The 13,276-nt window shown below is 41.1% G+C and carries 10 protein-coding genes; 7 read left to right on the top strand and 3 right to left on the bottom strand.

The genetic code is table 11. The annotated features are described in order from the left end of the window. The first annotated feature begins 198 nt into the window (after positions 1–198). Genes LV83_RS16245 through LV83_RS16235 form a run of 3 tightly spaced genes read left to right on the top strand, consistent with a single transcriptional unit; the run spans position 199 to position 3,714 of the window. The gene (locus LV83_RS16245; protein WP_111612617.1) at positions 199–771 is read left to right on the top strand and encodes a DUF4062 domain-containing protein; all 573 of its coding nucleotides are present in this window, start codon (positions 199–201) and stop codon (positions 769–771) included. Then, complete coding sequence (locus LV83_RS16240) at positions 764–2,260, top strand: RNA-binding domain-containing protein (protein ID WP_111612616.1); 1,497 nt, start codon at positions 764–766, stop codon at positions 2,258–2,260. The genes LV83_RS16245 and LV83_RS16240 overlap by 8 nt, the downstream gene beginning before the upstream one ends. Beyond that, positions 2,257–3,714, top strand: a complete 1,458-nt coding sequence (locus LV83_RS16235; protein ID WP_111612615.1) for a DUF3883 domain-containing protein — start codon at positions 2,257–2,259, stop codon at positions 3,712–3,714. Before LV83_RS16240 ends, LV83_RS16235 begins: the two co-directional genes overlap by 4 nt. A gap of 167 nt (positions 3,715–3,881) precedes the next feature. Here LV83_RS16235 and LV83_RS16230 read toward each other — a convergent pair whose 3' ends face one another. From LV83_RS16230 to LV83_RS16220, 3 genes are all read right to left on the bottom strand, one after another. Then, positions 3,882–4,904 carry an ATP-binding protein gene (locus tag LV83_RS16230; RefSeq protein ID WP_111612614.1) on the bottom strand — a complete coding sequence of 341 codons (1,023 nt, stop codon included), beginning with the start codon at positions 4,902–4,904 and terminating at the stop codon, positions 3,882–3,884. Continuing rightward, positions 4,901–5,227 carry a hypothetical protein gene (locus LV83_RS16225; RefSeq protein ID WP_111612613.1) on the bottom strand — a complete coding sequence of 109 codons (327 nt, stop codon included), beginning with the start codon at positions 5,225–5,227 and terminating at the stop codon, positions 4,901–4,903. The genes LV83_RS16230 and LV83_RS16225 overlap by 4 nt, the downstream gene beginning before the upstream one ends. A gap of 162 nt (positions 5,228–5,389) precedes the next feature. Beyond that, positions 5,390–5,962: a hypothetical protein gene (locus tag LV83_RS16220; protein WP_111612612.1), complete on the bottom strand. Its 573-nt coding sequence runs from the start codon at positions 5,960–5,962 to the stop codon at positions 5,390–5,392. Between the two features lie 346 nt (positions 5,963–6,308). On the opposite strand from LV83_RS16220, the gene LV83_RS21305 reads away from it, so the two are divergent. The 4 genes from LV83_RS21305 to LV83_RS16205 all read left to right on the top strand — a co-directional run bounded on the left by LV83_RS21305 (position 6,309) and on the right by LV83_RS16205 (position 13,250). After that, the gene (locus LV83_RS21305) at positions 6,309–6,521 is read left to right on the top strand and encodes a hypothetical protein (RefSeq protein ID WP_146613741.1); all 213 of its coding nucleotides are present in this window, start codon (positions 6,309–6,311) and stop codon (positions 6,519–6,521) included. Positions 6,522–6,921: 400 nt separating this feature from the next. Further along, positions 6,922–8,562, top strand: a complete 1,641-nt coding sequence (locus LV83_RS16215; protein ID WP_111612611.1) for a TlpA family protein disulfide reductase — start codon at positions 6,922–6,924, stop codon at positions 8,560–8,562. A gap of 57 nt (positions 8,563–8,619) precedes the next feature. Next, positions 8,620–11,808: a SusC/RagA family TonB-linked outer membrane protein gene (locus LV83_RS16210; RefSeq protein WP_111612610.1), complete on the top strand. Its 3,189-nt coding sequence runs from the start codon at positions 8,620–8,622 to the stop codon at positions 11,806–11,808. 62 nt (positions 11,809–11,870) lie between these two features. Further along, complete coding sequence (locus LV83_RS16205; RefSeq protein WP_158530605.1) at positions 11,871–13,250, top strand: RagB/SusD family nutrient uptake outer membrane protein; 1,380 nt, start codon at positions 11,871–11,873, stop codon at positions 13,248–13,250. Positions 13,251–13,276 lie beyond the last annotated feature (26 nt).

Raw genomic sequence — 13,276 nt, 5'->3', positions numbered from 1 at the left:
TCAAGCAAGGTTCTGTGGGAAGGTGAGGGTGAAATTCCCTTGCCTGACCCGATTGTAGGCCATGCAGAAAAAGCCGACCGCAAAAATAGCACATTTGGTTTTTGCCAACACGAAAGCCATCATAGAAAAGCCAAAAGAGCTATTTTTTGCCAACTCTGGACAGAAATAAAAGAGAATGAATAAACAGAAATATAAGCCATGCCTGAAGCACAACTAAAAATAATGGTGTCTTCTACGGTATATGGTTCAGAAAGTGATTTGGATCAGATACATGCCATTTTAAAAGGATATGGCTATGAAGTGGTGATGTCAAAAAATGGGACGGTTTATGTGCCAATCGGAGTTTCTAATGAGGAAGCTTGCTTGCAAGCAGTAGAAGATTGTGACTTGTTTCTCGGTATCATTTTTCCCAGATATGGCTCAGGCATTACTCATAAGGAGTTTTCAAAGGCCATAGAGCTTGATAAGCCAAGATGGTTTATTTCACACCATTACATCGAGTACACTCGGCAATTAATGAAACAATTCATGTTTGATACCGAAGGAAATCGAAAGGGTTTTGAAATTCAGCGTACATCAGTTTTAGATAGTATCAAAGTGATTGACATGTACAATGAGGCCATTCAAAATCACTTGGACTCTGACAAAAGGAGATCGCATTGGGCTCATCCCTTTTTTAAAACACCTGAGACATATGATTTTCTAAAGACCCAGTTCAGCAATATGGGCAGACGCATGAATGAATTGAATAAATTGAATAACAATGAATAGCGAACAACTCATAAAAAGCCTCCTGAAACAAGGGGAGAGCGATCAGCTTGAGTTTAAACAGGTTGTTCGCAAAGATGCTATAGGCAAAAGCATTTGTGGCTTTCTCAACCATGAAGGTGGTCAGGTGGTTATAGGGATTTCTGACGATAAAAAAGTGATCGGCATTACTGATGCTGAAAATTGGGAAAAGGAACTTAACCAATATCTGAACACGACCATCATTCCGGAAGCACCGGTAATGGTTTCTGTAGAGCAAGTGGGTGGCAAGCAAGTCTTATTGCTAAAAGTATGGGCTGGCTCGAAGCAACCCTACATTTTTGACGGAAGTATCTATTTCCGCAGAGGGCAAAGCACCGTTAAAGCCACGTCACAAGAGATTTCAGACTTGATCCACAATCGTCAGATAGACGAATTGCACTGGGAGCGCCAGATGGCATTGGGTGTGGAATTGGAAGATCTGGATATTAACGAAATCCAAAAGACAATTGACCGATCCATCAATGAAAGTAAATTGGATGAAAGCAAAAAGAATCCGATTGACTTCCTAAGCCATTTCGGCCTTTTTCAAAATGGACATTTTACCAATGCAGCCGTGGTACTTTTTGCTAAGAATCCTGCTCGGTTTATTCCCCAAACGCGTGTTCGAGTAGCATTTCTCGAAAAAGGAAAAACGGCTGATGAGTTTGTGGATGATAAAATTCTGGATGGTAATCTTTTTAAGAACATCTTGAACGTTCAGGACTTCTTCGAGAAGCATTTACGAACTACCAGAAAATTCAGTGAAAAGGAATGGGAGCGGCAGGATGATTATGTGGTGCCAATGTCGGCATTACGTGAAGCCGTGATGAATGCCTTGGTGCATCGGGATTACAGTTTTCCCTCAGCCTCTATGGCTGTTATCATTTACAGCGACAGAATTGAAGTCTTCAATTCAGGTAAATCCCCATTGAAAGCGGCAGAGCTTAAAAAGAGTCACTTATCGCTTCCGGTAAACCCTGACATAGCCCACATGGTATTTTTAAGAGGCTACATAGAGAAGATTGGCAGAGGTACTATAAAGATTATGAATGCCTGTAAAGCTGCCGGGCTTAAAGTACCTAAATGGACTACTACAGAAACAAGTGTAAAGCTCGCTTTTCCTCTTAATGTGAAACTTGGCGGAGCTACTGACGGAGCACATGACGGAGCTTTTGACGATTCTCTCAATTCTAAACTTGACGGAGCTATTGACGGAGCTATTGACGGAGCTATTGACGGAGCTACGAAAGCTACAAAAGGTAAACTTTCCGTTCTTCTTCAAGCCATAGTTAACAATGAAGGTAAAAGAATACCTGATTACAAAGAAACTACCAAACTAGGTAGCGAAAGAACTATGGAAAGATATGTAGAACAGTTACGTGAAGCCGGGTTTATTGAGTTTAAAGGATCTGCAGCTCAAACTGGCGGGTACTTCATTACTGAAAAAATGAAAAAAATCATACGCTCATGAATCAGGAAGTCAGGAAGTTTTTAATTGACCAATGCGTTAAAGGACAGCCAATCTATTATGAAGCAATTGGCCAAATACTGGGGTTGGACTTGGATTTGGAGTCACAACGACAGATTCTAAGTAAAACGCTTGGCGAGATTTCGGCTTTTGAGCATGAACATGGTAGACCATTAATCAGCTCTATTGCAATTTACAAACAAAAGAATGATCACGGTTACGGATTTTACAATCTGTGTGAAGAGCTAGAAATCGGTAAAGCCTCTAGACTCAGTCAAGAACTTTACGGCTTCACGCAGATTGAGGAATGTAAGCGCTTTTGGCAGAAACCAGAAAACTACAAGGCCTTTGCAGAATTAGCCGATGAAAAGATAGTTCATGAGCTTAGTTTTTTCACAGAATCAGAAATTGACTTCTTAGCAGATTGGAGAGATAGAGTTTATGACAAAGACGACACAGAGCATGTGGCCGCCAAGAATTACATCATGAACTCGCTCGGTACAAAAACCCAATATTGGTCTAATCACTTAGCCAAGTCAATTCCTGGCTTAGATACTTTTAATTGGCGAATGTGGAGTCAGAAGGGTTGGGAAGACACACCAAATGGCAAAGTTCGTGTTGCTCGTTTCAAACCCTACACTTGGGCTAGAATTTATCGTAAAGGAGACGATAATAAGGACATTTTCTTCACTATTGGTGCTGATGGCAAAAATAAGGAACTGGTTTACAAGCTAGATTATTACTTCGAAAAGAATTCCCATTTAAGTGCTAAGCAAAAAGACATTGTTGACAAGAACATTCCAAAGGAACTACGATGGCAATCTATTCCAGCTGCTGAATTAGAAAGCCACGATTGGGATACCTTGTTAAACTTAACAGCTTCATTTATTTCCGAACACCTACATGTTTACGACAAGCTGATCAATTTAGCTTGGGGTGATTCACAACCTGAAGAAATTTTCTCAAATTTTTTAAGACCTCAAGAACCTCCGAAAAATGGACATTTAATTTTACCGGAATACAGTCCAAGTTTCGGTGGAGTTGAAAAAGACTTTATTCAAGAGTCCATTGACAAAAAGGAAATCGGTGATGCAGGTGAATCACTTGTCAAACAATATGAAATCCAGCGCCTAAAGAATATTGGTTATAAGGATTTATCCGAACAAGTAGAAATTGTGAAAGATGGAAAGGGCTATGATATTCTCTCTTTTGACGAAAAGCGGAAACCAAAATACATTGAGGTTAAGACAACATCGGGTAAAAGTCTGACACCTTTCGATTATACAATCAATGAAAAGACATTTGCCGAACAGAACCAAGAGTCGTATTTCATTTACAGGCTTTACAACTACGATGAAGAAACCAATACAGCAGACTTCTTTGTCATAAGTGCGTTGGAAGAAGAAGTATTAATGAGGCCGACAACATTTAAGGTCTACTTAAAGAAACGAAATTGAATATGAGTAAAGTTCAGATTACACCCTCAATCGACCTAACCCTATATGGAAATGCGGGGTGGAACAGATCTCTTAAACTATCTTATTAGGCTCTCGTAGGTTGCTTTTTCTCAATTATATTCCAGCAGTTTTTAAATTTCTTGGAACGCTCCCCTTGTATTGATTTTTTAGAAATCAATTCCGAGAGATTTTTTCAAGGCTTCTTCATGAGAAACACCAATAGAATTTTGATAATCTGAGAAAAACATATTATTCACCTCCAGTTTAAGACTGCTTTTTTGAGAAAGGGATTCAGCATTCATTAGATTTGAAGCGTCTAAAATGTAAGATGTTAATCTAGCTGGGATATTTTCACCATGAAAAGTTATTATAATTTCAATTTTCGGTTCCTCTTGGAGAGCCCTTAAACTAGTTATCATCTGGTGAGAAATTTGAATTGGTTCACCTAGTGTTACTGTTTGAAATTCTTCGAAATCTAATGATTTTCTCCTCTTTTTTATATCGAATTCGGGGGCTTTTAAAAGAAATACGCTTCCTGCCACACCTATTCTAATTCTTATTTTTTTTCCATTTTGGAATGGCGAAAAATTAATTAAATAAACATTGAAAAAAATAAAGGTGTTTTCCTTTTGATGAATAGCACTATCAATCTTTAAATAAGCTTTTATATCGGGAAATGTAATTCTTTTCATCATTGCTTCAATTAAATAATGCGGAGCAGGTGTTTTTTGCCCATCGATTCTAATTTGGTAAACATTGTCCGTTTGATGAGGCTTTGTTTGGCTTTGCTGAATCTCAAAAACACCTACAAATCCGTCAGGGAATTCCACCTCTTTTAATCGGACACCAACAGGCATAGGAACAATACCTCCGGATATTTTACGGATAATAGTATCGTGTTCGCCGAGAAATCCATTTTCGTATGGCTCTATCTCGCCTTGAAATGGATTGTCTGGATTTTTCTTGTTCTCTTTTGGAGCTCCATAGATTAAGATACCCCCTTCTGAATTCAAAAAAGAACAAATTCCAGGCTTTAGTGTGTTAGAGAAAACCTTGTTTGGATTCCGCTCTCTTGAGCTCTTAAATTCTAGGAATTGAGTTTCCTTCTGTGGTGTGCTGAAAAAATAGATTAAGTCTTCAGCAGTAAGAACATCAAGGTCTTTTTGAAAATAGATTTGAGAATAATTCATAGGAATTCGATCTTATTGCGGTTACAATATTCTTCAATTGTAGAGTGTATTAAAACTCCTGATTTTTCCATGTCGCCAAGAACCACAAATATTCGAAATTGAGTATGGGATTGAAGTTGTGAAAGAGCCATCAATACTGCATCTTGGTTTCTAAGGGAATTGCCGAATGTGGTTGCAAAAAAGTTTGCAGGGGCGAGAAAATTTACATTGGCAATAAACCCAGACAATAGATTTAAGTCATTAGGTCCAATAAAAGTGTAGTCACCATCATTTAAGTAAGGTTCAAACCTTACTTTGAGATCAATTAATTCTTGAAGAGTCATTTTATTTAAAAATAGGAAAAATCTTTGAAAAAGGTGTTTGATTAAAGTTCATAAGCACTCATTTGAGTTACCAATATTATTTTCTTTTTAATGGTTAAAATACAGTTTTGTGCCAAAATATTTCCCCGATTTATCCAATCACGTGATATAAAGAACTAATACCTATTCCCTTTCCTTCTTCACCCAATAATGGTTTATAGGCCTATCACCTTCTTCCCCACTTTTAAGAGTTTTGATAGATTTTTCTACCTGGAGCATCTTTACTTTGGCTAAGTTTACTAACTTATAAGACAGGTCATTACTGGTATAGAAGTATCCTAATTCCTCAAATTTTTGAAGAATTTCCTGAGAAGTTCTTTTGGTATTAAAGAAATCTTCCTTTATCAGTCTCTTTATGACCATTACATGTTCTTTTTCAGTGGCTAAATATTTTGAAATATCTGCTTTGGAATGATTCTTTAAAAATTTCTTAATAGGCCCTTGTATCTTTTCTTGATCAAATTCTTTAGTTAAATCGAAAAATGTTCCTTCTTCAAAGCCAAAAGCATCTTCAATTTTTTTAGGTAGAAATTTGGAAACTATTTTATTACCACTTTTTATCGCACTCATATATTTCCCTTCGCTCTTGTATTTGAGAAACACTTCAAATCCTAAGAAAGTAAATCCAGTAAGATCGATTAATTCCAATAATCTTTCTTTTTTCTGTTGATGAGTTAATTCGTTACTATTTCCCATCCCCGAAGGGATAAAAAAGTTTACTGTAAAAAGTAAACTTTTTCTTGATTGATAAATTTTATTTTTAGAAATTTAGATCATCATAATTCTAAGAATCAATTTCTTGGAGTATTAAAAGAGCAATTATTAAAGAGTCTCGATCGCAAATTCCGACCTTTGTTATCATGAACGAGACGGTAGGTAACTGCTCATAGTCTTGTTATGCTATATTTGCATAGCTATGACTGTGGGCACCTATCGATATTCCGTTTCATGAGGTGTCGGAACCCTGCGATGCGGTTGATAGGAGCCCCGTCATAGCTTCCCCTCAATCTTCAAAGACTCGTTTTACCATTTTTCATTTCTAATGAAAACGAGCATGATTGATTTACTTCCTTTTCTGTTGCAGACAGTATCCTGTAAGATCCACAGGGTGGAAGGGTATGCTCTGAGGGTAAGCGGGTCAGTTTGTTCTCCCCGGCTCAGTATTGGAGAGAATACCTATTACGTCCTTCCAGAGGTACAGGGCATCATCGCATCAGATCGCCTGTATCCCCTGAAGCCCAAGAATCCGATCTGAGGATTCATTTTTCAGACCGTGAAAGGGGAGGTGCACATCCCTGAGCAGATCGGTTACTACACACTCACGTCAGCAAGCTTAGAATAGCTGGTAGAGCTGACACATTTCTTAGTATTTATTTATTGCTGGTTGGCCATTTAGGCTAAGGTGGAAAAACTATGTCTTGTGATAAGTAACAAGTAGCTAGTAGCAGGTATCAAGAGGTTAGAGCCAAGAGTTAAGAAGTTAGAGCCAAGAAGCTAAAGTCAAGAGTTTGAAGATCTACTTTCAGCTTTCATCCTTGAGCTTTCTGACTTCCCACTTCCATCCTTGCGTAAAGGAGCTAACCCGCTTCGAATCCGCTTAGCGAGACAAGCTTCCGTCTCCCGTCTCCGGTCTTCCAGCTTAAAATCGTAAAAGCATGAAAAAACATCTATTCACATGCTTCCTGGCATCGCTATGCCTATACGGAAGCACACTCACAGCACAAAGTAAAGGTGCGGATTCACCCCCAGACAAGGATTTGGTTTATCAGTCTGGATTCCCAGGGCAGGAGAGCTTTCGCTCTTCTGCCTCTTTGGGGGAAGCTGCCCCGGTGGTGGTCTATGTGGAAACCAAGAGAATCGAGTCTGTTGATTCCCTGCTATTCCAGCTTTGGGATCCCTACCTCAATGAGAATGATCTTCCGCTTCCTGAGGTAGCCCAACTTGAACTAAGTCAAGGCACCATGTACGATGGTTCCAGGGCTACGATGCGGGGACAATGGGAATCCAAACCCATCAGTGGCTATGGCAGACTCAGTCTCAGGTTCAATAAGTTTACCTATTTGGATAGATTCCTGGTCGAGCCGGGTGACAGCGTTCGTATCAGATTGGATTTTGTTAATGCCCGTATGCTTTTCTCCGGTCCTGCTGCGGAGAAATTTAGGGTTCAATACGAACTCGCCAATGCCTATGAAAATTACCGCTACGATCAGAATCCTACCATGTTTACAGGGGATTCAGATTACTGGGGCTATAGCACGGAAGATTCCCTTTCTATTCTCAATATAAAAAATCAGCAGTCTTCCATTCGTAGGAAAATGGAGTTTGTCAGTCCCGGGCCGGTTGGCTTAAGCCATTTGGAAAATATATTCTCCATGGACATCAGTTCCCATCCGGGATTTGATATCCTGGATTTCTATCAGGGAAAAGTAGGGGAAGATTTCCTTGAAATCCTCCGGGCTGACCTGATAGGCAGACTGCATTTTGACCAGGTTTTCAAATTCAGCACCTATTACATGGAAGACAGTTCCCATCGGGAATTCTTTCAGGAAAAGATCCTGGGCAAAAATATTCCTATACCTGCAGCAGCAAAGCACTCTGCTTATTTTCCTGAGTATATCTACCAGAAACTTGCCATTGAGTCGGCACTTTCCAAAGAGCCCTTCCGGCATCTTTTGGGTCACCTGCCGCAGGAAGTCCATGACCAGGTCTATGCCATCTACATCATTAAAAATTACCGTCTGTTTAAGAATAGCAACAGGCAATTTGAATTGGCATTGGATCAGATTCAAACGCCTTGGGTAAAGGAGGAGATCAACAGGCTTTATTCGGCCCAAGGCATAGGCCAGACGATTTCTGAGATCCCGCTGGTTGATCGACAAGGCAATGAAATCTCGCTCAACTCACTTCAGGGTAAAACGCTACTTATTAGCTTCTGGCTTCCCGGTTGTCAGTTTTCCTCCAATGCATATCAATCGCTCATTAAGCCAACCGAACAGTACTTTACCGAAGATGAAGACATTGAATTTGTGTACATATCTCATGATAGACTTCCGGAAAGATGGAACAACAACATTGAATCAGGCAACTATTCCACCGAAGAAAGTCTAAACCTCAATGCTCCTGGGCCACCTCATCCTTTTATGGAGTATTACAACATCCGCTACTTCCCAACCTTCATGGTGGTGGACAAGGATGGAACTGTCCAAAATATCGGGAATATCCCTGATTTAAGTGAGGAGCTAATCCACTACCTGGAGTCCATCAATGCAGAATCAAAACCCAACCAATCCAAATAAACAGGATGCAGCGCAGTTTGCCCTTGGTGGGCTGCGTTGGATTTTAAAAGCTAAAATATGATGAAAACAACATACCTCACCATTCTATTGACCTTTTTGCTGGGAGCCGTCTGGGCTCAGCAAAACCAGGTTGACATTGTCGCCCAAGTGTTCTCTTTAGAAGGGAATACCCCGCTTGCCGGAGCAGTAATCAAAGAAAAAGAAGGGACAAAGACTGCCATTTCAGATCAAAATGGCCGCTTTGAATTGTCTGGACTAGTTCCCAATTCCGTGCTGGTCGTGTCTTTTATAGGTTTTGAAACAGTGGAGTTGACAGCATCCGAACTCCAGGCAATGGAAGACGGGATACTGTATCTCCAAAACGCTATAACCGACATGGATCAGGTCACTGTCTTGTCCACCGGGTATCAACAGATCCCCAAGGAGCGGGCAACAGGTTCCTATGTTTCTGTGGATAAGGAGCTGATTAACCGGAAAGTCAGCACCAATCTACTTGACAGATTAGAGGATGTTACTCCCAGTCTCATTTTCAACAGGGGAAATAGATCCAGTAATGATGCGATAAGTATCCGGGGAAGAAGCACCCTGTTCGCTGAGACTCAACCCCTCATCGTCATAGACAATTTTCCTTACGATGGACCCCTGGAAAACATCAATCCCAACGATGTGGAAAGCATCACTGTGCTCCGTGATGCGGCTTCAGCCTCTATTTGGGGAGCTAGGTCCGGCAACGGTGTCATTGTGATCAAAACAAAGTCAGGGGCCTTCAACAGTCCTATGAATATTAGCCTCAATGCCAATATCAACATAACAGAGAAGCCAGACCTTTTTGCAAGACCGCAGATGGCTATTGGTGATTTTATTGCTGTTGAGCAACAACTCTTTGACAATGGCTCATACAACAGCAGAATTAACCAGTCAGCACGACCGCCTCTTTCTCCGGGAGTAGAGGCTATGTTGGCATTTAGGGAAGGCCAGATTACCGAACAGGAGAAAAACAATTTCCTGGAAGCTTACAATACATATGACAGTAGGGAACAGCTATTAAGCCATTTCTATAGACCCTCCCAAAATCAACAGTATAGTCTCAATATCAATGGGGGATCAGCAAAACATCGCTACAATATTTCTTTGGGTACCGATTTCAACCTGCACGAAATCCCGGGAAACCAAGACCGAAGGTTTACCCTGAATTCCCAAAATGACTGGAAACTTCTAAAGGATAAATTGGAAATAGGAAGTTCCGTTTCGCTGGTACAATCCAGCCGCCAAACTGGCAATACCCTACCGGACATGGGGCCTTATGAAAGACTCGTCGATGAATCGGGAAATCCTTTGCCGGTAATCCGGGATTTCAATACGCGTTATGTTTCTGCTCTTCCGGAACAAGGCTTCTTGGACGGCAGCTTTGTTCCCCTCAATGAAATCGGGTTAATCTCGGATAGGGGAGACCAACTTGACCTTCGGTTGAATACTACGTTGGCATACCGGATTACCCCTTGGATAAAGGCGAGTTTACTGCATCAATATTGGAACAATACAGGAGAAACCCGGCTGGTGAAACCAAGTGATAGTTATGATGTGCGTTGGTTGATCAATCGATTCACACAATTTGATGATGCGGGATCCCCATCTTACCCAGTGCCCTTAGGAGGAACTTTAAATCAACGGTTAACAAAGTCAACCGGAAATTATTTAAGAGGGCAGTTAACCTTCAGCCCAAGTTGGAATGGAGTGCACCAACTCAATGGTATTGTTGGTGGGGAAATGAAGGACGTTTCAACCCTGTCCACCGGGTCCCTTTTTTATGGTTACGATGATGATTTTGGGTTAAGCCTACCGGTTGATTACCAAACCAGATTTCAGATTAATCCCAATTCCTCCTCAACCATTCCAAGAGGGGACAGCCATTCAGGTACCATTGACCGGTTTATTTCCTTATTCGCCAATGCCTCATATAGTTATCAAAAAAAGTATATCGTATCGGCAAGTGCCAGAAGGGATGCCTCAAACCTCTTTGGGGTCAATACCAATATGAGGGCTGTGCCGCTCTGGTCAGCAGGTTTGGGATGGGTGCTATCGGAAGAGAATTTCTTTCAATCAGGGTTCCTTCCTTACCTGAAGCTTAGATCTACTTTCGGATACAATGGAAACGTGGACAGGTCCACCTCGGCATTTACTACGGCTAATTATTTCATCACCGCCTCTTTTTCCCAAAACCCGGGTGAACGGGCAGCGGTTATCCAGAATCCACCCAACCCTGACCTGAGATGGGAGCGCGTGAAGATGTGGAATACAGCGCTGGATTTTAGCCTCAAAAATGATGTAGTGGATGGGTCTATCGAATTCTACATCAAAGATGGGATTGATCTCATTGGAGATATCCCGGTGGCGCCTTCCTTGGGTGAGAGTATCTTCAGAGGGAATTTTGCCAGTACCCAAACCAAAGGCTTTGACATTGCCCTTAATGCACGGCCTCTTCAAAGAGCAATCCAATGGGATGTCAATTTCTTTATTAGCCACCTCAAGGAAGAAGTAACTGACTATGAAATCCAACCCCAAGTCGATCAAATGGTCTCGGGTCTATTTACTGTTCCGGTCACTGGCAATCCGCTTTTTGGATTATACAGCTTTCCATGGGGGGGACTCGATCCAGATACCGGGCAACCCAGAGGAATTCTTGACGACGAACCCAGTACCGATTATCGGGGAATCAGAAGGGGAACTAGTCCCGAAGACTTAATTTTTCATGGGTCTACAAGACCAACTTCTTTTGGTGCCCTTCGGAATACGCTTTCCTACAAAGGCATCAGCCTGTCAGTGAATGTTTCCTATCGATTGGGGTACTACTTCCGACGAAACTCGGTTGACTATTCCGCTTTGCTCAATGGTAGAATAACACATGCTGATTTCGATACGAGATGGCAGAACGCTGGTGACGAAGTAACCACTTCCATCCCCGGTTTACCTGCAGACCTGAGAGTCAATGCCAACAGACAATTCATTTATAACAACGCCGAAGTCTTAGCCGAAAGAGGTGATCATATACGCCTTCAGGATATCCGCCTGGCTTATAGACTTGATAGAGGTACACACCCATGGTTACCTTTTTTCAACGCTGAACTTTACAGTTATGTCAATAACCTTGGGATAATCTGGAAGAAAACCGAACACGATATCGACCCGGACTTTCAGAATATTCCCCCGGCCAGGAGTATCGCTTTTGGGCTTAGAGTCAATTTTTAATTACTGATATGAAGATTGCTAACCGACACAGCTTCAGATCAAACTATCTAAATACTACAAACATGAGAACGTATAAACTTAACATACTACTAGTGATAATCTTTGGGTTTTCCTTTGCATCTTGTTCGGGATTTCTGGATGAAAAACCTTCCAAAACTATTGTAGTTCCTAAATCTGTTGAAGACTTGCAAAGTATTCTAAATGCAGTAGATGGGGTGAATATCTCAGATAGTTTCGGGTTGATACTATCCGACGATATCTTCATTACGGATGATGGCTTGTTGGCTTTACCGGATAATATTAGGGATGGATACCTGTGGAAAAGGCAGCTGAGTGATGCTCAGGGATCAATGCCAACCTGGTCTTTTGCTTATGGGAATATCTTCAAGTTTAATGTGGTGCTGGAAGAAGCTGAAAAAATAACTCCCGCCAATGAAGCTGAAAAATCCCAACTGGATAGAATAAAAGGGGCTGCGCTTTATCTCAGATCCCAAAATTATTTTGAGTTGCTTCAGATCTTTACCCATCCTCTGATTTCTCAGGCAGATCTTGGGAAAGATGGAGTTCCCCTGATGCTTACGCCTGATTTTTCAGCACCAAAAGGCAAATCAACAGTCGGGGAAGTATATGATCAAATCATCGAAGATTTGATTAAGGCGCTGGATTTACTGCCGGAAGTTCCTGTGGATGCCCTACGCCCATCCAAGGTGGCCAGTTATGGCTTGTTGGCAAGGATTTACCTTCAGCTCGGTGGATACGATCAAGCGCTCAATTTTGCCAATCAAGCGCTTTCGATCAAATCTGATCTCATGAATTTGAATTCAAATTCGTATTTGTCGAATCTTCCCATTACACTCTATACTTATCCCATACCGAGATTTAATGAAGAAGTCGTACTTCATATCTTAGCTGGTTCCCAAAGCTACATGTATTCGAATTTAACATTTGTAAATCAGGTGGTTTATGATTCCTATGACGAAAATGATATCCGTAAATACCTCTATTTTACAGCTCCTGATCAACTGGGAAGAGTGAATTTTGCGGGTAATTTCTCAGGGGAATATCTGGTGTTTGCGGGGATCACCACCGGGGAACTTTATCTCATAAAAGCTGAGGCACTTGCACGTAAGGAAAGGGAAGAAGAGGCACTTCAAACGCTTAATATCCTTCTTGAATCAAGGTTTTATGAGGATACGTTTATCCCTTACACGGCTGAAAATGTGGGGTCTGTTTTAAAAATAGTATTAGAGGAAAGAAGAAAAGAAATGATCTACCGTGGAATCCTGAGATGGACCGATATGCGAAGGTTCTTGAAAGATCAAAATTGGTCCGGGGTTGCTCCTCGGGTAGTTGAGGGAGTTACCTATGATCTCGGAACTTCACCCGAAAATTACTTCCTGGAAATTCCATTGAATGAACAAGAAAGAAATGAAGCCCTATAAAAGAATGAAACAGCCATTGGAAACAA

The organism is Algoriphagus yeomjeoni, from assembly GCF_003259505.1.
Lineage (GTDB): Bacteria > Bacteroidota > Bacteroidia > Cytophagales > Cyclobacteriaceae > Algoriphagus > Algoriphagus yeomjeoni.
This window is presented reverse-complemented; position numbering and strand designations above follow the sequence as displayed.